General features: G+C 58.2%; 18 protein-coding genes and 1 pseudogene (1 of these 19 running past the window's edge). 6 read left to right on the top strand and 13 right to left on the bottom strand.

What is annotated here, in order from left to right; translation table 11 throughout:
- Nucleotides 1–57: 57 nt before the first annotated feature.
- Complete coding sequence (locus G3A56_RS21590) at nt 58–2,166, bottom strand: TonB-dependent receptor plug domain-containing protein (protein WP_082185222.1); 2,109 nt, start codon at nt 2,164–2,166, stop codon at nt 58–60.
- A 147-nt stretch (nt 2,167–2,313) separates the two neighbouring features.
- On the opposite strand from G3A56_RS21590, the gene G3A56_RS21595 reads away from it, so the two are divergent.
- Nucleotides 2,314–3,783 (top strand): glycosyl transferase family protein, encoded by a 1,470-nt coding sequence (locus G3A56_RS21595; RefSeq protein ID WP_082185221.1) that lies wholly within the window; start codon nt 2,314–2,316, stop codon nt 3,781–3,783.
- Here G3A56_RS21595 and G3A56_RS21600 read toward each other — a convergent pair.
- The 6 genes from G3A56_RS21600 to repA all read right to left on the bottom strand — a co-directional run bounded on the left by G3A56_RS21600 (nt 3,780) and on the right by repA (nt 9,740).
- Nucleotides 3,780–4,979, bottom strand: coding sequence for a low temperature requirement protein A (locus tag G3A56_RS21600; protein WP_082185220.1), 1,200 nt, complete (start codon nt 4,977–4,979; stop codon nt 3,780–3,782). The two genes, G3A56_RS21595 and G3A56_RS21600, sit on opposite strands and share 4 nt — an antisense overlap.
- Before the next feature lie 39 nt (nt 4,980–5,018).
- Nucleotides 5,019–5,303: a hypothetical protein gene (locus G3A56_RS21605; RefSeq protein WP_082185219.1), complete on the bottom strand. Its 285-nt coding sequence runs from the start codon at nt 5,301–5,303 to the stop codon at nt 5,019–5,021.
- A gap of 66 nt (nt 5,304–5,369) precedes the next feature.
- The gene (locus G3A56_RS21610) at nt 5,370–5,582 is read right to left on the bottom strand and encodes a hypothetical protein (RefSeq protein ID WP_003497996.1); all 213 of its coding nucleotides are present in this window, start codon (nt 5,580–5,582) and stop codon (nt 5,370–5,372) included.
- A gap of 469 nt (nt 5,583–6,051) precedes the next feature.
- Nucleotides 6,052–7,329 carry a plasmid replication protein RepC gene (gene repC, locus G3A56_RS21615; RefSeq protein WP_082185218.1) on the bottom strand — a complete coding sequence of 426 codons (1,278 nt, stop codon included), beginning with the start codon at nt 7,327–7,329 and terminating at the stop codon, nt 6,052–6,054.
- Nucleotides 7,330–7,515: 186 nt separating this feature from the next.
- The gene (gene repB / locus G3A56_RS21620) at nt 7,516–8,529 is read right to left on the bottom strand and encodes a plasmid partitioning protein RepB (RefSeq protein ID WP_082185217.1); all 1,014 of its coding nucleotides are present in this window, start codon (nt 8,527–8,529) and stop codon (nt 7,516–7,518) included.
- Entirely contained in the window at nt 8,526–9,740 is a 1,215-nt protein-coding gene (gene repA, locus G3A56_RS21625) for a plasmid partitioning protein RepA (protein WP_080600398.1), read from the bottom strand. The genes repB and repA overlap by 4 nt, the downstream gene beginning before the upstream one ends.
- Before the next feature lie 427 nt (nt 9,741–10,167).
- On the opposite strand from repA, the gene G3A56_RS21630 reads away from it, so the two are divergent.
- The 4 genes from G3A56_RS21630 (at nt 10,168) to G3A56_RS21645 (ending at nt 14,923) form a co-directional block, all read left to right on the top strand.
- A complete protein-coding gene (locus G3A56_RS21630) occupies nt 10,168–11,553 on the top strand; it encodes an FAD/NAD(P)-binding protein (RefSeq protein WP_082185216.1) in 1,386 nt (461 codons plus the stop codon).
- A gap of 304 nt (nt 11,554–11,857) precedes the next feature.
- Entirely contained in the window at nt 11,858–12,253 is a 396-nt protein-coding gene (locus tag G3A56_RS21635) for a RidA family protein (RefSeq protein WP_035242947.1), read from the top strand.
- A gap of 31 nt (nt 12,254–12,284) precedes the next feature.
- Nucleotides 12,285–13,373: a D-TA family PLP-dependent enzyme gene (locus tag G3A56_RS21640; RefSeq protein ID WP_035243272.1), complete on the top strand. Its 1,089-nt coding sequence runs from the start codon at nt 12,285–12,287 to the stop codon at nt 13,371–13,373.
- 71 nt (nt 13,374–13,444) lie between these two features.
- On the top strand, nt 13,445–14,923 hold the full coding sequence (locus G3A56_RS21645; RefSeq protein WP_082185215.1) for a M81 family metallopeptidase: 1,479 nt from the start codon (nt 13,445–13,447) through the stop codon (nt 14,921–14,923).
- A gap of 12 nt (nt 14,924–14,935) precedes the next feature.
- Here the strand turns inward: G3A56_RS21645 and G3A56_RS21650 are convergent, their stop codons facing one another.
- The 6 genes from G3A56_RS21650 to hutI all read right to left on the bottom strand — a co-directional run bounded on the left by G3A56_RS21650 (nt 14,936) and on the right by hutI (nt 22,092).
- A complete protein-coding gene (locus tag G3A56_RS21650) occupies nt 14,936–15,505 on the bottom strand; it encodes a HutD/Ves family protein (RefSeq protein ID WP_175414394.1) in 570 nt (189 codons plus the stop codon).
- Nucleotides 15,506–15,552: 47 nt separating this feature from the next.
- Entirely contained in the window at nt 15,553–16,560 is a 1,008-nt protein-coding gene (locus tag G3A56_RS21655) for an alpha/beta fold hydrolase (protein WP_246231404.1), read from the bottom strand.
- A 241-nt stretch (nt 16,561–16,801) separates the two neighbouring features.
- A complete protein-coding gene (gene hutU / locus G3A56_RS21660) occupies nt 16,802–18,487 on the bottom strand; it encodes a urocanate hydratase (protein ID WP_082185212.1) in 1,686 nt (561 codons plus the stop codon).
- Between the two features lie 11 nt (nt 18,488–18,498).
- Nucleotides 18,499–19,299, bottom strand: coding sequence for an N-formylglutamate deformylase (hutG, locus tag G3A56_RS21665; RefSeq protein WP_082185211.1), 801 nt, complete (start codon nt 19,297–19,299; stop codon nt 18,499–18,501).
- Nucleotide 19,300: 1 nt separating this feature from the next.
- A complete protein-coding gene (hutH, locus tag G3A56_RS21670; protein ID WP_082185210.1) occupies nt 19,301–20,836 on the bottom strand; it encodes a histidine ammonia-lyase in 1,536 nt (511 codons plus the stop codon).
- Nucleotides 20,833–22,092 carry an imidazolonepropionase gene (gene hutI, locus G3A56_RS21675; RefSeq protein WP_082185209.1) on the bottom strand — a complete coding sequence of 420 codons (1,260 nt, stop codon included), beginning with the start codon at nt 22,090–22,092 and terminating at the stop codon, nt 20,833–20,835. The genes hutH and hutI overlap by 4 nt, the downstream gene beginning before the upstream one ends.
- Before the next feature lie 115 nt (nt 22,093–22,207).
- Between hutI and G3A56_RS21680 the strand changes: the two are divergent.
- A pseudogene (locus G3A56_RS21680) lies at nt 22,208–22,409 on the top strand (formimidoylglutamate deiminase) (it continues 1,144 nt past the right edge of the window).

Below are 22,409 nucleotides of genomic sequence, written 5' to 3' on the forward strand. Positions count from 1 at the left end.
GGCGCCCGATGGGCGCCTCTGAAATCTTGGATATGGCCGGTATCAGAATTTTGCTTATCAGAATTTTGCTGTCATGCTGATCCAGAAACGGCGGCCTTCCATGACCGTGTTGAAATCATCGGTGCCGACATCCTTGTCGAAGACATTGTAAACGGCAGCATTGAGATCGACATTTTCGGCGACAGCATATTTCGCGCCAATATCAAGCGTGGTGTAGGCCTCATATTTGCGCCCGGCCTTGCCGTTGATCGTCACCGGCGTACCATTCGTGCCGATGCGCGGGCCGGCATTGATTTCCGATCCGTGATAATTCACCGAGGCCCAGGCTTCCAGCCCGTCTATCGGCGTTACCCAGTCACCCCGCAGATTGGCCATGTGCTCGGGCGTGCGCGCCAGCGGGAAACCTTCGTAGTCGCCAGTCTTCTGTTCGGAATGCGTGTAGGTATAGTTGCCGCGCAGCGTCAGCTCCGGCGTCGCATACCAGGTTGCCGTCAGTTCCACACCCTGAATGACCGCATCATCGATATTGTAGTTATACCAGAGGCGATAATTGCGATCCTCGCTCCAGCGGGCCGGCGTTCCATCCGGATTGAGCACCAGCGCGTTGGAGATCTTGTCCTTGAAATCCGTGTAGAAATAGGTGGCGCCAAGAGCGACATCGCCATTATCCCAGAGCGCGGCCACTTCGTAGCTCGTGCTCTTTTCCGCTTCCAGACCGGGATCGCCGATGATCACGCCGCAGGTGCCGCTCGGTCCATAGGTGCAACCGCCACCGCCCGTCGTATAGGCATAACCCGGCGCGATCTGGCGGATTTCAGGCGCGCGGAAACCGGTGGAAATACCACCCTTGATCGTCAGCTCTTCCGTCGCGCTCCACACACCGTAAAGGCGCGGGCTGAAATGGTTGCCGTATTTTTCATGGTTATCGAGACGAAGACCGCCCGTCAGCGCGAAATTATCGACGATGCGCCATTCATCCTCGACAAAGAGCGCCCATTGCGTCGCCGAGAAGGTTTCATCAACACTGGTGCGCCGCCCCGGGTTCTGGTCCGTCAGCCGCGCCTCGAAATATTGACCGCCCGTGACCAGCGTGTGGTTGCCGAACAATTCGAAGGGCGTGGTGAACTTGCCATCAAGGACGGTGTTGCGAACCTCCGGTGAGCGCGGATTTTCCGTGACGCGTCCCGTGCGGGTATTTCTGGTGAAATTGGTGCGCTCGGCCCATTCCTGCTGGAAGGAGAATTCGGATGTGGTCGGTCCCCAGCGGCCGGTATGCGACAACGACCAATGGTCGCGCGTATTGGTATTGTAGGTGCCGTTGGCGTCGGTCGCCGCCAGCGTCTCGCCGGGCTCGGCGCTGCGACGCAGCCGCGTCTTGCCGCCTTCGAGATAAATGTCGTGGTCTTCGTTCGGCGTAAAGGTCAGACGGCCGTTGAAATCATATTCCTTGGCGCCGGTGGTGCCGCTCAGAATACGGTCTTCGCCGCGGTTGAAGCCCCTGCCCCAGATCTGAAGGCCCAGCTGGTCCGTCAGGATCGGCCCGTTGGCATACCAGGACACCTGGCCGCTATTGCCGAATTTGGAATGCTGCTGAACCGTTCCCTCGGTGGTGACGGAACCGGACCAGACATCGCCGACCTTGCGGGTGATGATGTTGATGACGCCGCCCATGGCGTCGGAACCGTAAAGAGACGACATCGGGCCGCGCACGACCTCGATACGCTCGATGGCCGAAACCGGCGGCACGAAGCTCTGTTCGAAGCCGGAATTACCATTCGTGCGGGCATCGCGGGTGCTCTGCCGTTTGCCGTCAACAAGCACCAGCGTGTAGGCGCCGGGCAATCCGCGAATGAAAATGTCCTTCTCATTGGCAATGCCGGTGACGGATACACCCTGAACTTCGCGCAAGGCGTCGGTCAGATCGCGATAGGATCCCTTTTCCAGATCCTCCCGCGTCACAACCGTGATGCTGGCGGGAGCGTCTTTCACATTCTGCTCGAAGCCTGATGCGGTGACCACGATCTGCTGCAGGACGGTGGTTCCCTCGGACGCCTGCTGTGCGAAAGCGGGCAATGCGGCGCTGAGCGCCGTTCCTGCCAGTGCCGCCGAAAGGCCAGCCTTTATTATCGTCGCGGCCATATCCCGGCCGCGGTACTTCAATTCCATGTTACGCCCCCGCATTTAACTTGAGAATTTAACCCCACTTATTTAGGAGGGAGTGCAGGCGCAACGCGTTTGTTTTCGAACAGTTCTAAATTCCAGAAATTGCAAAAAGGGCTCCGCCATTCGGCAGCGGGGTAAAAAAACAGCAAGATGACAACCGGCAAGAGAAAAGAAGAACCAGCTTCCCCGGCAAAGCCCGACAGGCTTGGACAGCTGAAACTCCTTGTCGCGTTCGATGCGTTGTTGCGTGAAGGAAGTGTCAGCCGCGCAGCGGCAGGCATGGGACTACCGACATCATCGATGAGCCGGATATTACAGCAGCTGCGCGAGAAATACGGCGACCAGCTGTTCTTACGCACCGGCCAGGGTCTGCGGCCCACCCCCTTTGCCGAGACCATGCGGCTGCGCATTCGGTCGCTGGCGGCGGAGGCGGAAAACCTGATCGATTATTCACAGGAAAAAGCGGCAGCCCCCGCCGCCGCCAATGTTAGCGGCTGGGAACGGCCGGTGCTGATGAAGGCGCCGCCTCTTTCGCTGCGCCCCAGCGTTCTCCTCGAAGGTCAGCCGACACCGGAAAATATAGCGGACCGCCTTGCCCGCATCGGCCACAATGCCGATCCGCAGCACAGGCTCGCCAAATATATCGCGACCTCGGCGATGGGCATCGGCAACAGCCGCCCGCTCAGCCAGCAAGAGGCGATGGACGCGCTCTCGATCATTCTCGAAGGCGATGCAGATCCCATACAGATCGGAGCGCTGCTTGCGACCATGCATTATCGCGGCGTGACCGCGGCAGAGCTTGCCGGTTTTATCGAAGCCATGTGGGGCCATATAAAAATAGACCAGCAAGCGCCCGCATCGGTCGATCTCGACTGGCCCGCCTATATGTCACCCAAACATCGCGATGCGCCCTGGTTCCTGCATTCCGCACGTCTTGTTTCCATGGCGGGATATAGCGTGCTGTTGCATGGGCATGTGGGCCAGGGAGAAAATGGCGGTAAGCTCGAACTCGCCGCTGAAGCCTGCGGGATACCGCTCTGCCACTCGATTTCTGAGGCGGCCAAGGCCACGGCTTCGCAAGGGATAGCCTATCTGCCGATCGGTGGACTGTCGTTACAGTTTCAGAGCCTGCTTGGCCTGCACGGCATTCTGGAAATGCGCCTGCCGCTCAATACGGTCGTGCATCTTCTCAATCCGCTTCGCGCCAGAAGCACCATTATCGGCGTCGCCCGCCCCTCCTATCAGGAGCTTCATCGCGATACGGCGCGGCTGCTTTCGGTCGAGAGCCTGGCCATTCTCGGCAATACGCGGGATTTCGCGCAGTTTACACCCTTTCGCAGCACCCGCATCTTCGGTCTTTCCAAGGGCGAGGATGTGGAGTTCGTCATTCCCGCCCGCGAAACTCCACCGGCCGAAATGCCGACCATGTTCACCACCTTCGAATATTGGCGCGCCGTCTGGACGGGGGCGGCGAGAGACGGGAGAGCGGAAACCATCATCGTCTCCACCGCTGCCATCGCCCTGATGCTGGTCAATGATATGATGCTACCTTTCGAAGAGGCCTATGCCCGCAGCCTGCGGCTATGGAACGACAGGGCACGCAATTTCGCCACTGCCTAGGCGTTGGCGACTGATTTTTTCAGCGCCAGATATTCCCAGAGAGCAACGAGCAGCAAAATCCCGGTGCTTGCCAGCTGCAGCACAAAAAGCGGCACACCCGGCACCGGCAAAAGCAGGCAAAGTGCTGCTACGCCCGCAAAATGCGAGATGGGTCGCTGATAGGTGGCGGCAATCTTGACGCCGATATTACCGGCCAGAAACAGGATCGGACCGCCAAGAATGGCGATGGACTCCCTCATCGTCGTCCCTTCATGGGCATGGGACAGGCTGAAATCCTCTCCCACTGCCGTCAGGATAATGCCGGCCACGATGGGCAGATGCCCGTAGTTGAAAAGATTCTGGGCAATCTTCGCTTTCTCGTCCGCATGTTCAGCCTTTCTGGAAGCCTCTTCCTGTCCGTGATGGAAATAGATCCACCACATTGTCACCGTGCTGACGAAGGCCGAACAAAAGACGATAAATGTCAGGCCGGAGTTCATATATTCCGTGGCCGTGCGGCCCGTGGTGAGGATCGTTTCCCCGAGACAGATGATGACGAAAAGCGCACAGCGCTCCGCAAGGTGCTCGCCGGAGAGATGCAGCTTGTCCGCATCGCTTGCTTTTAATCCCGGCACGACATAACGGCAGGCGGGTCCGGCATATTCGATCGCCAGCGCGATACCCCACAGCAGGATGCGATCCGTCAGATCGGCGAGCCCGCCAGCGAGCCAGAACAGGCTGGATATGACGAGCCAGATCGTCACCCGCACAAAAACCAGAAAAGACTGCCGGTCTTCTCCCTTGAAAGCATAAAGCGCAAACAGGCTTCGGCCCACCTGCATGGCGCTATAGATCAGGGCGAACACGAAACCCTGTTCCGCAAAGGCCTCCGGCAGCGCGATGGCCAAAAGCACCCCGCCGAACATCAGAACGAAGAGCAGAAGCCGGACCGGCTCCTTTTCCGTATTCAGCAGGTTGGTGATCCATGTGGTGTGTATCCACAGCCACCAAAGCGACAATATCAGAATGCCCGCCTCAAGTGCGGCCGTCGGTCCGAAGTCCTTGGCAAGCGCGTGGGAAAGCTGGATGAGCGCGAAAACAAAGACCAGATCGAAGAACAGTTCAGGAAAGGTCGCCTTTTCGGCCTCCTGCCCTTCCTTTTTGATCCAGCTTCGCGCCTCCGGTTTCGGCCCGGACGTTTCGCTCTCGGTTCCCATTCTGCCCCTGTTCGTCAAATAGGCGTTATTGCGATTGCTTCATCGCTGCGACAGACGGTCTTCTTCAGCCGAAGTATCAATGGTTGAGGCTCGGCCCGGAAACTGCAGCGCCCGTGCATTGTCGGGATAAAAACGCGGGCCCACCAGACGCACTTTCTTGCCGGAGACATCGGTAATGTAGTCGGATGCGGTCTCTAAAGGCGAGACTGCGGCGCTCCGGGTCTCTACGGCTTCTAGGGTGCTTACCTCCAGAGGCTGAGCGAATATCGGGTAGCTCGGCGCGGAGATGAGAATTGCCGCGAGAAGGAGGGGCTTGGGAAACATCGGAATATCCTGACACAATTGACTGCGCCATAAACAGCCCCCGTCCGGTTTGGTTCCCGCCGTCTTTCAGCTATCCTCGTCCAGATAGGTGCGATATTGCACATAGTCCGCGCTTGTCTGTCCATCGACGATTTCCGGCGGCCGACCCTTACCTCCGGTCAAGTAACCGGCGTCTTCAAGTCCCGCCTTCAAAAGCTTTTCAACGGCCATGTGCCGGGGCAAGGCAATGTCCGCCATGTAAAGAGCGACGGCCAGCTCCATATCGTCCGAGAAAACCATAACGCCAGTGATCCGTTGAAGTGATGAAATAGAACGTGGCATCTCAGCGAAGGTTCAATTTCATGAGTTCGAAGCCTGATGTTTTCTCTGTATTCCGGATTGCCGCCCGCCAGTCGGACTGGCTGTTTCTCGTCCCCGCCCTGTCGCCAACACCGTTTGGGTGCTCTTCAACGACGGTCCTGCGATGGTGACTTATACATGAAAACCGCTTTTCCCGTCTCTATCAGGGTCAGTTCGCTTAAAAAAACATCCGGACTCAAGCGATTGAAACCAATAGCGGAAAAACGCAAACGAAAGCTAATCGGCACTTAGTTTTCATTACCTTGCATTAACCATAGATTGCCATTTGGCAGGTCTATTCGTTTAGACATCACCAGCCTCACACCGAATCTTTCGAATCTTGCAGGAACGACCTCAATGTAACTTCAGACGGGGTTTTCCGCAAGCTGAGGCGGGGTTCCGCGGCTACTCACCCCGTCAGCCCCCTCTCCATCTCGTCCTGCCGCCCGCGCAGCTGCGCCAGAAGCATGGCCTGAAGATCGAAACCACCCTCATGGGCCTTGCGTGTCAGATTGCGCAGATATCCGCCGAGTGAGCTTATCTGATCCGCCTTTTGAAGCAGGCATGCAAGGATGGCCGCAGTTCCCTGCCGCCCGAAGATAGCCATGGCATCCTGATAAGCCGACTGGCTGACATTGAACATGGTTTTGATCACGGATGTTGCCACTTCGAGATCACGCCAGCCGGTGACGGTTCCTCCAGGGGCATAGAGGGAAATATCCGGGCAAGCCTTCAAAACCAAAACAATATCAGGAACAAAAAATTGCTTATGAACAACAGGCTTGGGCGGATGTGCTGAGGGTTTTGCGCTGATGGTTGCGGCATAGGCTGGCTGGATGCCAACCGTGCTTGTGGGTGGAACGCTAGCCGGTTCACGAAAATCCTGCGGTTTAGATATGGATTCGGATTCTGAATTCTTTATGAGGCGCTCATTTTGGCAGTCATTGCCGCCCATTTTTTCAGATTTTTCAATATTTTCCAGATAGTTGGTCACTTCAGCGCGCAGAGAGACCAGAAAACCGGCGATCTCCTTGAGTTCGGCAGGCTTTGAATTGCGTCCAAGGGAACGGGCGATCGCATTATAGCGCGTCTGAAACCGTTCGAAGGTCTCGACCTTACCGCTTGCGGCGATCATTTCGCAAAGCTTCTGGATATCGCGACGGCAAAGGCTGATGTTTTCGCGAAGGCGCTGAAGATCGAGCCGCTCACGAACGATACGGTCGGCCAGCTCCTCGATTTCTGATTTGCGGGAAAGAAGCGGTGCCAGTGAAAAACCATAGGCCTCGCTGATCTCTCCGCCCCTGTGTTTGCGGGCATAGCGTTTTCCATTCGGGCTATCCTTGCGGATGATGAGGCCGGCTTCGACAAGGGCCGAGAGATGCCGGCGCAAAGTCTGTTCCGCCATGCCATGGGCACGCAGCGATAATTGCGTATTGGAAGGGAAAACCACCAGTCCGGCTTCGCTGGACAGTTCGTTTTTCGGATAAAAACTCAAAAGCGCGTTCAAGACTGCGAGAGAACGATCGGTCACACCGAGCAATGGTCTTGCTTCACAGACCGAACGATAGAGTTTCCATTTATCGACCGTCTCAGTCTTTTTGTTCTTTTGCGCGGCAAACTGGGTTGCGAGAACGCCAAACGACATCGCTCGCCGCCCAAATGGCGTCGTTACACATGTGCTGTCCATGTCTTTCACCTTTCACAAGGCAAAAGAAAATCGCTCACCGAAAAATTCGATGCCAAAGACTCTTGACTATGATTCGCGGAAATGAGATTCTTTGGTTGCTTAGATCAAAGAAAGGCTTCCGTGCGGCAACGTTCGGGGGCTTTTTTCTTTTGTGATGCGTCTCCTGTTAGTCGTTAAGATTAGAAATCACTGCTTGGACCGGTATTCGGCAAACAGCGCCTGAAGATGTTCCAGAACGAAATCGGCAAACTCCGGCGCTTCGTTCTTGTCGATGGATATGTCCAGCTTGCGGTCGCTCTCGACAACCTTTGCCAGTCGTCCGCCTGTTTCCGATGACCAGACACCGGTCTTTTTCGCCTGTGCCTTGGGTTTCAGAAAATCGAGAAGCGACTTGAAACGTTCTTCCGAAAGAAGTGAGGCAACGGACGGCTCCCTTACATAGGCGCGCGCCGCTTCCTTGACCTGCGATGACGAGAGCTGATCGGCCAGATCCATCCAGTTGCGGCGGCCGACGCTTGGCGCCGGGCCAATGAGATCAACCAGATCCTCCGGAATGCGGCCGACAACAGAGAGCATGTTGGAAAGGTCGCCCTTATGCAGCGACATTGCGGCCATGATCGTGTCCCTTGGAAACCGCATCTGCAGTTTCTGGGCAAAGCGGGCCTTTTCGATATAGGTGAGGTCGCGGCGCTCGTTGTTTTCCTGCCCCTGGGCAACAACCAGCTGTTCATCGCTGAGATCGCGCACGACTGCTTTGACGGGAATACCGAGGCTCGTCACGGCACGCAGGCGGCGATGACCGAAGGCGACCTGATAACGACCCGGGAAATCGGGATGCGGGCGCACCAGAATGGGGACCTGCTGGCCCTGCTCGCGAATGGCTTCCACAAGACCGGCATCCGCCTCTTCCGAGGCCGGCATGCGATCGGGAATGAAAGAGGGATCGATATCCGCCGGATTGAGAGAAACGATCGTCAGGCCCTCTGCGAGCTGCTTTTCGATCGCTTCAGCACGCTTGGCGCGTTCCGATACTTCGTTCAGCGACTGGCCGATCATGCCGACAGGCGAATTGACGACATCCGTTACAAGTTCCGGAGAGCCGAGAATTGGCCGGATGCGTGGTCGCGACCGCTCTGGAGTGGCGTCATTGCTGTCGGTACCCGGCGTGCCGAGATTGGCGAATATCTGTTTCCTGCTCATGCTGCCCTACCCCACGCTTTTTTAATCAGTCCCTCGATCTCACCATTGACGTTGTTCATGGCTTCCAGCGCGCGATCATAGGTCGATCGGGTGAACTGGGTTCTTTCCACTTCAAACAGCGTCTGGTTGGTCAATCCGGCATCCGAGACGGCCGTGCTCTTGAGCATCGGGTGAATGAGGACGTTTTCACCGAAGATCGAGCGCAGGAAAGCCACCATCTGGTTTTGCGGTCCATCGCTCGGCTCGAAACGGGTAATGAGATAACGCATCCAATTATAGTCGGAACGTGCGCCAGCCCGGCCGATTTCAGCGAGAAGATCACCCGTCATGGCAAGGAACTGGTTCATGGACATCACATCCAGCATTTGCGGGTGAACGGTGACGAGAACCGACGTCGCAGCAGTCAGTGCAGAAAGCGTCAGGTAACCGAGTTGTGGCGGGCAATCGATGACCACCACGTCATAGAAGTTCTGGGCCTGGGCGATAGCCTGGCCGATGCGGGCGAAAAACAACGTATCGCCCGGTGCGCGGCGCATCAAAGCGCGCGGCGTGTCGTGTTCGAACTCCATAAGCTCCAGATTGCCGGGAACGATATGAAGATTGGGAATATAGGTGCCGCGAACGATCTCAGCCATCGGCCGGCGTTCATCATCGTAGCGGATTGCGCCATAGAGCGTTTCGTTCGGGCCGACATCGATCTCCGGCTGGTGGCCGAAGAGCGCAGACAGACTTGCCTGCGGGTCGAGATCGATGGCGAGCACGCGGTAACCGCGAAGCGCCAGATATTGCGCCAGATGCGCCGAGGTCGTCGTCTTGCCCGAACCACCTTTGAAGTTCATGACGGCGATGACCTGCAATTCTTCACCGTCACGACGATGGGGCAGGTAACGACGAGTGCCGCGTGCGCCCTGATCGAGAAAGCGCCTGATCTCGTCCATGTCCTCGACAGAATAGGAACGGCGACCGGAGGCCTGCGCTGCATCCAGCTCGGGACGCTCGGCGGCGATCTGACGAAGATAGGCTTCGCCGATACCAATCAGCCGAGCGGTTTCAGCAGGCGAGAAATGACGCATGCTCTTTTCGGTATGGGGTGAAAATGTATTTGCGTTATGCGCCTGCAATTGGGCTGACAATGCAGCCGAATGCTGTTGTATAAGGCTCGTGAGGTCGGGTGCCCCTGCAGCAAGTCTTGAGTCGGCACTCTGTGTCATCTGTCTTCTTTCGCTCGATATTGCAGTAGCGGTTTTTTCCGAAAAAGGCGGTTTTTTCCGCAACTGAGATATAAGCGCCGATTCTCTTTTTGGCGCAATAGGCTTTTTTCCCAGATGCGAAAGTGCCGCTAAGGCATTGTGGAAGAATCAGATTTGCGTTTTGTGACAGTTTGACGGTTAGCCGCGGCTAACTTCGCTTTTGTTCACGCGGCGATGTCGCTTTTTTCCATTGTTTTACGTCGTTGATGGAGAACGGTCGGAAAGTTTGCCGCGGCTAACTTTGGCAACCTGACCGCACGGTCACCGTCATGGAGAAGGAAGTGAAGGGTAGACATTCGGAGGTGTTTAATCTCTACTCAACGACTAGGGTATCCACGCGCTCGGCACCGTCTGACCGTGTTCATACCGTCGCAGGTTGGAGGAAAGAATGTCCTATGATGTCGCTATCGTCGGGTCGGGGTTTTCGGCCATCTGTACCGCCGCTCATCTTCTGTCCTCGCTACCGCCTGAGGCCTCAGTAGCCATTGTCGGGGACGAGTCAGATTTCGGGCGCGGCACCGCCTACCGAACGGAGCTGCCTTATCATCGACTGAATGTGCCTGCGGGGCGGATGAGCGTCTTCCCGGACCGGCCCGATGATTTTCTTGACTGGTTACGCGAGAACGGGATCGGACGGGATCCCCTGTTGTTCGCCTCGCGCGGAGACTACGGTCTCTATCTGAGAGACAGGCTTGCCTCCTTGCTCCGAAGCCGGGACCAGCGGGCGAGGGTGGATTTCATCCGTGCAAAGGCTTCCGCCTGCCGGCCGGATCGCGATGGCGCATTTTCCTTTAGTCTGGAGAATGGCGAGACGTTGCGTGCGCATAATGTTGTTTTATGTCTGGGTGTGGGGGCGGCCGGTTTGCCGGTGCAAACCGTCGCGAAAGAAGAAGAGAGACCACAGCGCGTCATCAGTCACTGCTGGCAACCCGGATGGTTGTCGAAAGTGAGGGCGGGTGATCGCATCTGTATTCTCGGTTCCGGTCTCACGATGATCGATCAGGTCCTTACCTTGCGAGGAAAAGGCCATCGCGGTCCGATCCACGTTCTGTCCCGGCGAGGGCTGGTGCCGCATCCCCATATCAGTCCGCCACTGACTGCAGCCGACCTGCAATTGCCCGATGGGTCTACGGAGATCAGCCGACTGTTGCAGTTGCTACGAAAACAGGTGAAGGACGGTGCGACCTGGCGCACGGTGATGGACGGCTTGCGACCGATAACGCAGGCCCTGTGGCAACGCCTGACGCCCGTGCAACGCAGTCGCTTTCTTCGCCACGCCTTGCCCTGGTGGAATATACATCGGCACCGCATCGCGCCTGAAGTCCATAAAGCGTTTGAGAAACTCCTTTCTGACGGCGTTCTTGAGATTCATGCCGGTTATCTACGCTCGCTTTATGAGCAGGACGACGGAATCACGGTTTCTTATCGCCGCAGGCATACGCAAGACGTCAGGGAGTTTCAGGTCGACTGGGTCGTCAATTGCACGGGTATGGAGCGAGCAGGGATCGGCCACTCACGTCTTCTTGAAACGATGCATAGTGATGGCGTCCTCATGCTCGATCACCTTGGTCTGGGAGTAGAGGTTGACGCGCAATCCCGCCTGCATCGAGCGGACGGGGAGGTCTGGCCGGGCCTTTTTGCCGCCGGTGCGCTGACGGCAGGCCGTTTCTGGGAGATAACTGCCGTTCCGGATATTCGCGTACAGGCAAAGAAAATTGCCGAGGCTGTGACGGAAAGAGTGACGTCGAACGGGTGGATATCGGCGCACGGCTGACGGAGTAATGAACAGTTGGAGACGGGTTGGTTTGAAAGACCTTTCGAAAGCTTGATAATATTGGATTTGAAGTTAGCCGCGGCAAACTTCGCCTTCTTATTGTAACGCGTCTATCTCTGTCGGTTCGTGGCAGCCTGTGGGTGAAGCCTGACGGCGGCCGGAATAAGATGCGCGTTCTTTGCGCCAAAAAACGTTGAATTTGCGGATTTGCTAAATAATTTACATCGCTTATGGAATATCGCTGCCAAACCGGCTATAAAACGATAAAAATACGGGATTGATGAAAATTATTTGCGAGGCGATCATGGAAAAACACAGACTGGTGCGGTTCGAGACGGCTGATAGTCAGGCTGGCGGTCAGCGCCGACCCTTCGCCAAAGCCGTCCGGGCCGGAGATTTCGTCTATGTGTCCGGTCAGGTGCCGACTGTTGACGGTGAGGTGGTGACCGGCGGCATCGTGGCGCAGACCGAGCAGGTTGTGGCCAACATCAAGGATGTCCTGGCGCTTGCCGATTGCACGCTCGCTGACGTTGTTAAGGTCAATGTCTGGCTGGATGATGCCCGTGATTTTTCGAGCTTCAATGCCGTTTTCCAGAAATATTTCATTGATCATCCGCCGGCACGATCGACTGTGCAGTCGCCCCTGATGGTGGATGCCAAGGTGGAAATGGATGTTATCGCCTATAAGCCGCTGGCTTGATGCCCGATTTTGCTGATTTTGAGAGCATATGATGACCTATCCCTGGCCTGATGCAGGCACACCACTCGATGCGATTTCGACACCAATGCCGGTGATCGACGAGGACCGGCTTGCTGCCAATATTCTGAGGGCGCAATCCTATCTCGATAGCCATGACAAGGCTTTCCGTCCCCATATCAAGACGCACAAGATACCGGCTATCGCAAGACAGCAGCTTCAGGCGGGCGCCATCGGCATCAATTGCCAGAAAGTCAGCGAGGCGGAGGTCTTCGCGGATGCCGGGTTCGACGACATCCTGATCACCTACAATATTCTCGGCCCGGCAAAACTTGCGCGATTAAAGACGCTGAACGCGCGCATCGGCAGACTGAGCGTTGTTGCCGACAGCGCTGTAACGGTTGCCGGACTTGCCGGCACATTTGATGCGGAAAGACCGCTTGCGGTGCTTGTCGAATGCGATACGGGTGGAAAGCGTTGCGGCGTGCAGACCCCACGGGCAGCGCTGGAGCTTGCGGAGAAGATCGTCGCGGCGACGGGCCTCAAATTCAAGGGCATTTTGACCTATCCGGCCCCTGGCGGGGCGGAAAAGGTGGAAGACTTCATACGCGAAACCATGGCGCTGCTCGCGGAAAAAGGCATCGATTGCCCGGTCCGCTCAAGTGGCGGCTCACCTGATTTTTTCTCGGCTCACCTTGTTCCTTCCGCCACCGAACATCGGGCGGGCACCTATGTCTACAATGACCGTTCGATGCTGCGCGCCGGACATTGCACCGCTGGCGATCTGGCAATGCACGTCCTCGCCACCGTGGTATCGAGACCTACGGTCGATCGCGCCGTGCTTGATTGCGGCTCGAAGGCCTTGACCTCCGATCTATTGGGTTTCAGCGATTACGGCATGATTGAGGGGTATGAGGGCGCAAAGATCATTTCGCTTTCGGAAGAACACGCGGTTGTCGATTTGTCGGCCTGCAGTTCCGCCCGGCCTGACATTGGTGATGTCGTCAAGGTCGTGCCGAACCACACCTGTGTCGTCAGCAATCTCTTCGACCGAATGGTTTTCCATCGAAATGGCCTGGTAACGCGCGTGGAAGATGTCGCAGCGCGCGGTACCGTCTGGTAATATTACCCGGCTAATTAAATTGCGAAACGGGTGCTTCGGACCAACCGGCACCGGCAAAGAGTAACACAGTCATGCGCATATTCACGGCATCGCTCGCCACCGAAACCAATACGTTTTCACCCGTTCCAACGGATATGGACGCTTTCCGCGCGGCCTTTTACGCCGGCCCGGGCGAGCATCCGGAAACGCCGACGCTTTGCTCGTCGCCGGTGCCAATCCTGCGCCGTCGTGGCAAGATGGAGGGGTTCACGGTCATCGAGGGTACATCATGTTGGGCGGAGCCGGCGGGGCTCATCCAGCGCCAGACCTATGAAACGCTGCGCGATACGATTCTTGCCGAGCTCACGGCGGCCTTGCCGGTCGATGCGGTGATTCTAGGCCTGCATGGCGCCATGGTGGCACAGGGTTATGACGATCCCGAAGGCGATTTCCTGTCGCGGATACGCGCGCTGGTCGGCCCGGATGTGTTGATCGCGGCCGAATTTGATCCCCATAGCCATCTGACAGCACTAAGGGTCGCCAATCTCGACATCATGGCAACGTTCCTGGAATTCCCGCATACGGATTTCGAGGAACGCGGCGAGCATGTGGTGGAAATGGCGCTGCGCACCCTGCGTGGAGAAATCAGGCCGGTTATCTCCACTTTCGACTGCCGCATGATCACCATCTATCCCACCAGCCGCGAGCCGATGCGTTCCTATGTCGACCGTTTGAAGGCATTGGAGGGCAAGGATGGCATCCTGTCGATTTCCGTCATTCACGGTTTCATGGCTGGCGATGTGCCGGATATGGGCACACGCATTGTTGTCGTCACAGATAATGACAGGGCAAAGGGCGACGCGCTGGCCGAAAAGCTTGGCCATGAGCTTTATGCCATGCGCAAGCTGACAGCGATGCCGATGCTCGACACGGAGGCTGGCCTGGACATGGCGCTCACCATCCGCGGCCATAATCCGGATATGCCGGTCGTGGTGTCGGATATATGGGACAATCCAGGCGGCGGTGTTGCGGGTGACGCCACCCATATTCTGCGGCGCATGGTGGAGCGCGGCATGGATAATATCGGTGTTGCGACGATCTGGGATCCGATTGCCGTGTCCTTCTGTCATGCGGCAGGTGAGGGGGCCGAGATCGATCTGCGCATCGGCGGTAAATCCAGTCCTGAAGGCGGTGAACCGCTGGATTTCCGGATCAAGGTGATGCGCACCGCAGAGGCTGGCTGGCAGAGTTTCCGCAACAGCCGCGTTACGCTCGGCCGCGCCGCCGTTGTAAGACCGGTTGGAACGGAGATCGATATCATTCTCATTACCAGCAGAACGCAGACTTATGAGCCGGATATCTTTTCCAATCTCGGCATCGATTTTGCCAGAAAAGACGTGCTGCTTGTAAAGTCCACAAACCACTTTCATGCCGGGTTTGCGCCGATCGCCTCGGAGATCGTCTATATCGCCGCGCCGACATCCTATCCGACCGACCCGGCAAAAACCGCCTATCGCAAGGCAAGCCTGCAACTTTGGCCAAGGCTGGCCGATCCGCTCGGGCTGGATTGAGGCTACGGCAGCTTATATCCGCCGCAGCGTGATCAGAAAGAACACGCCGTCATCATGGTCGGGCTTGACCGTGAAAGGCAGGCTTTCCGGGATGAAAATGCTATCCAGCTTCTCCAGCCGGGCACTATCGTTATCGAAGGAAACCGTTAAAGGACGGAGCGACAGGATCATCCTCGTGCCCGTTCCCGCTTCCGCCGAATAGCTGCCGGAGAGCCTTTCCACGCTGTGGCTGAAGGATGAGCGGCGGGTCATGATGTTCAGATCAACGATCGAACCATCCATCAGGGACGCATCCACGGGAACATCGGCGGCAAAGGGCAGGGGGGTGCTCTTTGTCGTCAGCGCCACCGGCTCATCTCCTGCAATAGAGAGCGCCATGCCGTTTCCCTCGATAATGGCAAGTGTGCGGTCTATGCCTGGGAAGCTGGAAAACGGTCCGTCCTGAGCGACGGTCGCCATGCTGATGCGCCATTCGAATGCATCCACGGAGGCACCCGGCGGATGGATGGCGATTTCCACCGTAACGCCGCCGCCGTTTTTCCAAGGCATGGTCTTGTATTCAGAAGCGCGCAGTATTTTCATGTGATGTCCAGAATCGGGTCGTTATTTGGGGGCGGGGGAGCGGAAGTTTATGATCCGCGATCATTCTCGATGCGTCGCTCGACCGCTCTTTGCGCCGTCTTGAGATCCGACGGTCGGCCGGCCACTTTTTCGATGGCGGCGATGGCAAGGTCGCTGGCGACATAGTCGGATTTATGCCCGAGATTGTGCACGACGATCAAAGTGGATCCGCGAATATCTCTGGCGAGGTGACGGGAATGTACCTCTGGTGAGACGATGGTGTCCGTATCACCCGTTATGATGACAGTCGGCGCCTTGATGCGCCGATAGTCCGACGAAGCTCCACGCGCCCATTCGTTGAGGGCCGCGACCTCTTGGGCATTGTGCCGGAAAGCCTTGGGCCGCAGGGCTGCCACGGCATGCGTCGCCTCCACATAATCGGCGGGCCTGGAATTGGGTGCAAAAACGCCGCGCGTTGCCTGATCCAGCGCCAGAAGACCGGCGGGCGGCGCAATGAAGGTGCTGAAGAGCGGGCCGGTGAAGGGCGCGTTTGCCGCCGTGTAATACCAGGCAATTCCGCCTTCCCACGGATAGACCGCGGGAGAGAGAAATACGAGGCCGGTGACCATATCTGGATGACGGACGGCAAGCGCCGCCGCAATGGCGCCGCCAAAGGAATGCCCGACGACAATGGCTCTTGGGATCCCTCGTTTCTTCATAAGAAGTGCGATGGCGTCGGCCTGCCCATCCGGGAGAATATTGCCTTTGCCGCCGATATCCGAGTTGCCGTGCCCCGGCCTGTCGACAAACAGCAATTGCGCCCGGCCGCGGAGCTTTGTGAGAAAGGAGTACATCGGATCGTAAAGGCTGGCGCTCGCCCCGTGAATGAAGAGGATCGGCGGAAGATCGGCGCTTTTTCCCGGCTCGAACAAGACGCTGTTCAGCTTGTAGCCGCCCACATCTATTCGCACGGGAACGATATGTTCTTTTTCGGAAGTCGTGGCCTGTGTGGCGGAAAGCGGGAAAAGCGCTCCGAAAACAAGGGTAAAGGCAAGCGGGAGGAACCTGTGCGCCATTCTTCGATCTACCATGTCCTTCATGCCCGCCCTCACGGTTAGCGCGGCTTTCAAACGAGCATAAAGCCGGTCGGTTAAAAACAGCAACGAGCAAAGCCGCAGAGAGCGCAGAAGTTCCACCGCCGCCGACGCGGCATTGATGAGGCACCAGATTCGGCAATGTGCAAGGGAAGGCGGATCGCGGTCGTCCTCTCCGATCAGATAAATGGCGCAGCCCGAAGGCTGCGCCGAGTTTTATCCCTTAGTTGCCGAGGATGCCGGGCAGGCGCAGGCCCTGTTCCTTCGCGCATTCCACGGCAATATCGTAACCGGCATCGGCATGGCGCATGACGCCGGTTGCCGGGTCATTCCACAGAACCCGCTCAAGCCGCCGGGCGGCATCGTCGGAACCATCAGCGCAGATGACCATGCCGGAATGCTGGGAGAAGCCCATGCCGACGCCGCCGCCGTGGTGCAGGGAAACCCAGGTCGCACCCGACGCCGTGTTGAGCAGTGCGTTCAGGAGCGGCCAGTCGGAAACGGCGTCCGAGCCGTCCTTCATGGCCTCTGTCTCGCGGTTCGGCGACGCGACGGAGCCGCTATCGAGATGGTCGCGGCCGATGACAACAGGCGCCTTCAGCTCGCCGTTCTTCACCATTTCATTGAAGGCAAGCCCAAGGCGATGGCGGTCTCCAAGCCCGACCCAGCAGATGCGTGCCGGCAGGCCCTGGAAGGCGATGCGCTCGCGCGCCATGTTCAGCCAATTGTGCAGATGCTTGTTGTCGGGCAGCAGTTCCTTCACTTTGGCATCGGTCTTGTAGATATCTTCCGGATCGCCGGAAAGGGCCGCCCAGCGGAACGGGCCGACGCCACGGCAGAAAAGCGGACGAATGTAGGCCGGGACGAAGCCTGGGAAGGCGAAGGCATTTTCCAGTCCTTCATCCTTGGCGACCTGACGAATATTGTTGCCGTAGTCCAATGTCGGCACGCCGGCATCCCAGAAGGCGACCATCGCTTCGACATGCTGCTTCATCGAGGCACGAGCGGCGGCTTCGACAGCTTTGGGATCGCTCTCACGCTTGGCCTTGTGTTCGGCAACGCTCCAGCCAACCGGCAGATAACCGTTGAGCGGGTCGTGGGCCGATGTCTGGTCGGTGACGATATCGGGGCGCGGGCCGCCATTCTTCATACGCTTGACAAGTTCCGGGAAGATTTCGGCCGCGTTGCCGAGCAGTCCGACGGATTTGGCTTCCCCGGCCTTGGTCCACTTGTCGATGAGTGCCAAAGCTTCATCCAGCGTCTTTGCCTTCTCGTCGACATAACGGGTGCGCAGGCGGAAATCGATACGGGTTTCGTCGCTCTCGACGGCAAGGCAGCAGGCGCCGGCCATCACGGCCGCCAGCGGCTGTGCGCCGCCCATGCCGCCGAGACCGCCGGTCAATATCCATTTGCCTTTCAGATTGCCGCCATAGTGCTGACGGCCAGCCTCGACGAAGGTCTCATAGGTGCCCTGAACGATGCCCTGCGTGCCGATGTAAATCCACGAGCCGGCCGTCATCTGGCCGTACATGGCGAGACCCTTCTTATCCAGCTCGTTGAAGTGATCCCAGGTCGCCCAGTGCGGCACGAGATTGGAATTGGCGATCAGGACGCGCGGCGCATCCTTGTGGGTGCGAAAAACACCGACCGGCTTGCCCGATTGTACGACGAGCGTTTCATCCTCGTTCAAATCCTTCAGCGTCGCGACGATGCGGTCAAAATCCTCCCAGGTGCGGGCGGCACGGCCGATACCGCCGTAGACGACCAGCTCATGCGGGTTCTCGGCCACGTCAGGATCGAGATTGTTCATCAGCATGCGCAGCGGCGCTTCCGTCATCCAGCTCTTGGCATTGAGTTCAGTGCCCTGCGGTGCGCGGACATCGCGGATATTGTGGCGCGGATTGTTCATGTGGTTTCCCCTTATCGTTTTGTCGCAAGCGCGAAATTTTCGAGGCGCGTCAGAATGGTTTTGAGATGGACGCGCAGGCGTTCAGCCCTTTCCGCGTCATAGGCAAAGGGCGGCGTCTCGCTTGCAAGGTGGGTGGATTGTGCAAGCTCCATCTGAATGGCGTGCACGCCGGTTTCCGGCTTTCCATAATGGCGCGTTGTCCAGCCGCCTTTGAAACGCCCGTTCAGAATGCAGTCGTAACCTTCTGCGGCAGAGGTCACTTCCACGGCTATTTTTTCGATCGCCGGGTCGCAGGTCCTGCCCATATCGGTGCCGATGTTGAAATCCGGCAGCTTGCCTTCAAACAGGAAAGGAATATGCGAGCGGATCGAGTGGCAATCATAGAGGATGGCGATGCCGTGGATGGCCTTCACCCGCTCGATTTCCGCCGCAAGCGCCGCGTGATAGGGCGCGTGAAAGGTTTCCAGCCGGGCAGCGATGTCATCTTGACCGGGTTCCTGCCCCTCATTCCAGATCGGCTTGCCGTCGAAATCGGTGTCCGGAACGAGGCCTGTGGTGTTTTGCCCCGGATAGAGGCTGACGCCTTCCGGATCGCGGTTGGCGTCGATCACATAACGATGGAAATTGGCGCGAACCGTCGTCGCATCGGGGATCAGATCTGCATAGAGATCGTGAATATGCCAGTCGGTATCGGCGAGTATCCTGCCATTGTCGTTCAGACGTTGCCAAATCTCCGCCGGAACCTCGGTGCCGGTGTGGGGCAGGCCGAGAATGACCGGCGATGAACCCTCTCTGATGTCGAAGACGCGCACCTCACACCTCCAGCTTCGGCAGGATGCCTTCCGAAATGGCCGAAACCAGAGCGCCGGAGGCGATGAGGTCGGATGCCGCCTTCAGATCCGGCGCCATATAACGGTCATCCTCCAACGAGGGGATCACTTGCCGCAGCACGGCGATTGCCTTTTGTAGCTCAGGGCTGGTTTTCAGCGGCCCACGCAATTCCACGCCCTGAACCGCCGAAAGCGCCTCGATGCCGAGGATGGCGAAGAGATTTTCCGTCATGGCCAGCAGGCGTCGCGCGCCATGGCAGGCCATCGAGACGTGGTCTTCCTGATTGGCCGAGGTTGGCGTCGAATCGACGGAAGCCGGGTGCGCCATCTGCTTGTTCTCGCTCATCAGCGCGGCGGACGTGACTTCGGCGATCATCAGGCCGGAATTCAGTCCCGGTTTCTTCGAAAGGAAGGCGGGCAGGCCATAGGAGAGGGCCGGATCGACCAGAAGCGCCACGCGGCGCTGCGCGATCGCACCGATTTCGCAGATGGCGAGCGCCGTCTGGTCGGCAGCAAAGGCCACCGGCTCGGCGTGGAAATTGCCGCCTGACACGACGGAGTTGTCGGAAAGCACCAGCGGATTGTCCGTCACCGCATTGGCTTCGATTTCAAGCGTGCGGGCCACCTGTCTCAGAAGGTCGAGGCAGGCGCCGTCCACCTGCGGCTGGCAGCGGATGCAATAGGGATCCTGAACGCGCTCGTCACCTTCGATATGGCTGACGCGGATTTCGGATCCTTCCAGCAGGTTACGTAGTGCAGCGCCCGCATCGATCTGGCCCTTATGGCCGCGCAATGTGTGAATATCGGGATGGAAGGGGGCGGAAGAACCCATGGCGGCATCGGTGGAAAGCGCGCCGGTAATCAGCGCCGCCTGTGCCGCGCGGTGAGCGCGGAAAAGACCGGCGAGCGCCAGCGCCGTCGAGGTCTGCGTGCCGTTGATCAGCGCCAGGCCTTCCTTGGCGGCGAGAACGACCGGGGTCAGCCCGGCTCTTGCGAGCGCCTCGCCGGCGGGCAGAAGCGCGCCTTCATAAAATGCCTCGCCTTCGCCCATCATCACAGCGGCCATATGGGCAAGCGGCGCGAGATCGCCGGAGGCGCCAACCGAACCTTTTTCCGGGATGGAAGGAATGACGCCCTTTTCCAGCATATCCTCGATCAGCCGCACCAGTTCCAGCCGCACGCCGGATGCGCCGCGACCGAGCGAAATCAGCTTCAGCGCCATGATCAGGCGAACGACATTTTCCGGCAGGGCCGCACCGACACCGCAGCAATGCGACAGGATGAGGTTACGCTGCAGCGTCGCCACATCGGCCGCGTCGATCTTGATGGAAGCGAGTTTGCCAAAACCGGTATTGATACCATAGACCGGCGAATTGCCGGCGGCGATCTCGGCGATGCGGGCCGCCGCTTTTTCTATGCCGGCATCAAACGAACGGTCGAGTTTGGCCGTGCCGTTATCCCAGTAGATCGCGGCAAGTTCGGCAAGAGTCACGTTGCCGGGGTGAAGCGTGATAGTCATGGGTAAACCTTCTGTCCCTTAAAAATGCGGGCGTGGAGCGGATTGAAACCGATGCGGTAGACAAGCTCAGCCGGGCGTTCGATGTCCCAGATGACGAAATCGGCGGATTTTCCTGTTTCCAGCGTGCCGGTTTCCGCAAGCAGGCCGAGCGCATTTGCGGCATTGCGCGTCGTCGCCGTCAGGCATTCCTCCACCGTCATGCGGAAAAGAGTGGCACCCATATTCATGGTCAGCAGCAGGGAGGTGAGCGGCGAAGTGCCGGGATTGCAATCGGTCGCAAGTGCAATGTCAGCGCCCGCATCGCGCAGGAGCTGAACCGGTGGGGCCTGTTTTTCCCTGAGTGCGTAAAAGGCGCCGGGCAGCAGCACGGCCACCGTTCCCGCTGTCCCCAGCGCCTTTGCACCGGCTTCATCGAGATATTCCAGATGATCGGCGGAAAGCGCGCCGTAAGATGCCGCAAGCTCTGCGCCGCCGAGGTTGGAAAGCTGCTCGGCATGCAGCTTGACCGGAAGCTTCAGCTGTTTTGCCTTTTCGAAAACTCTGGTCATTTCCTCAACGGAAAAGGCGATGCCTTCGCAAAAACCATCCACCGCATCCACCAGACCCTCGGCTTGGGCCTCGTCGAGCCCCGGCAGGACCACATCCGTCATATAATCGGCGTTGCGGCCCTTATATTCGGCGGGTGTCGCATGCGCGGCGAGATAGCTGGTGACGATCCGCACCGGGCGCAGCGTCTCAAGCTTGCGCGCGACGCGCAGCATTTTCAGTTCGGTTTCGATATCGAGACCGTAACCGGATTTGATTTCGATGGTTGAAATACCCTCGGCCAGCAGTGTGTCGAGACGCGGCAGTGCCTGTGCAACCAACGCTTCCTCGGAAAGCGCGCGCGTATCGCGCACCGAAGAGACGATGCCGCCGCCGGCTTTGGCGATTTCCTCATAGGTCGCGCCATTCAGCCGCATCTCGAATTCCATGGCGCGATTGCCGCCGAATACCAGATGGGTGTGGCAGTCGATCAAGGCTGGGGTGATCCAGCGCCCGCCGCAATCGATTGTCTCGTCGGCCGACGCCAGATCCGCAGGCAGATCGCTTTCAGCCCCGGCAAAGGCAATGCGGCCGTTGCGGACGGCAATGGCGGCATTTTCGATTGCGCCGATGCCTTCCATGGAAGGGTTGAATGTCGCGAGCCGAGCATTGCGCCACAATGAAGTGGCGTTTTCCGGTGCCATTCCCTTTGCAGATTTGTTCCCTGGCATTTGCTTTTCGCCTTTCTTTTGTGCGCCAAATGTATATACATAATAATGCGCTTGGCAAGCCGCAATTTCACGGCTGAAAGTGGCCTCGCTGGAAGAGACCAAGAGGAGAGGTGGCATGACGGCAATTCACGCGGGCGCAGCGCTTCTGGCGCATGGATGGGTGCAGGATGTTCGCATTGTCATCAATGGCGGCGCTGTTTTGTCGGTCGAAACCGGTGTTTCCCCGCAGTCGCAGGATGAGCGCCATGCCGTGATCGTCCCTGCCATGCCCAATCTCCACAGCCACGCTTTTCAGCGGGCCATGGCTGGACTTGCCG

The organism is Rhizobium oryzihabitans (assembly GCF_010669145.1).
Taxonomy (GTDB): domain Bacteria; phylum Pseudomonadota; class Alphaproteobacteria; order Rhizobiales; family Rhizobiaceae; genus Agrobacterium; species Agrobacterium oryzihabitans.

Bases quoted from the DNA above. Each gene is read 5' to 3' on its own strand.
- G3A56_RS21590 (WP_082185222.1), bottom strand. From the start codon at position 2,166: ATGGAATTGAAGTACCGCGGCCGGGATATGGCCGCGACGATAATAAAG.
- G3A56_RS21595 (WP_082185221.1), top strand. From the start codon at position 2,314: ATGACAACCGGCAAGAGAAAAGAAGAACCAGCTTCCCCGGCAAAGCCC.
- G3A56_RS21600 (WP_082185220.1), bottom strand. From the start codon at position 4,979: ATGGGAACCGAGAGCGAAACGTCCGGGCCGAAACCGGAGGCGCGAAGC.
- G3A56_RS21605 (WP_082185219.1), bottom strand. From the start codon at position 5,303: ATGTTTCCCAAGCCCCTCCTTCTCGCGGCAATTCTCATCTCCGCGCCG.
- G3A56_RS21610 (WP_003497996.1), bottom strand. From the start codon at position 5,582: ATGGTTTTCTCGGACGATATGGAGCTGGCCGTCGCTCTTTACATGGCG.
- repC (WP_082185218.1), bottom strand. From the start codon at position 7,329: ATGGACAGCACATGTGTAACGACGCCATTTGGGCGGCGAGCGATGTCG.
- repB (WP_082185217.1), bottom strand. From the start codon at position 8,529: ATGAGCAGGAAACAGATATTCGCCAATCTCGGCACGCCGGGTACCGAC.
- repA (WP_080600398.1), bottom strand. From the start codon at position 9,740: ATGACACAGAGTGCCGACTCAAGACTTGCTGCAGGGGCACCCGACCTC.
- G3A56_RS21630 (WP_082185216.1), top strand. From the start codon at position 10,168: ATGTCCTATGATGTCGCTATCGTCGGGTCGGGGTTTTCGGCCATCTGT.
- G3A56_RS21635 (WP_035242947.1), top strand. From the start codon at position 11,858: ATGGAAAAACACAGACTGGTGCGGTTCGAGACGGCTGATAGTCAGGCT.
- G3A56_RS21640 (WP_035243272.1), top strand. From the start codon at position 12,285: ATGACCTATCCCTGGCCTGATGCAGGCACACCACTCGATGCGATTTCG.
- G3A56_RS21645 (WP_082185215.1), top strand. From the start codon at position 13,445: ATGCGCATATTCACGGCATCGCTCGCCACCGAAACCAATACGTTTTCA.
- G3A56_RS21650 (WP_175414394.1), bottom strand. From the start codon at position 15,505: ATGAAAATACTGCGCGCTTCTGAATACAAGACCATGCCTTGGAAAAAC.
- G3A56_RS21655 (WP_246231404.1), bottom strand. From the start codon at position 16,560: ATGGCGCACAGGTTCCTCCCGCTTGCCTTTACCCTTGTTTTCGGAGCG.
- hutU (WP_082185212.1), bottom strand. From the start codon at position 18,487: ATGAACAATCCGCGCCACAATATCCGCGATGTCCGCGCACCGCAGGGC.
- hutH (WP_082185210.1), bottom strand. From the start codon at position 20,836: ATGACTATCACGCTTCACCCCGGCAACGTGACTCTTGCCGAACTTGCC.
- hutI (WP_082185209.1), bottom strand. From the start codon at position 22,092: ATGCCAGGGAACAAATCTGCAAAGGGAATGGCACCGGAAAACGCCACT.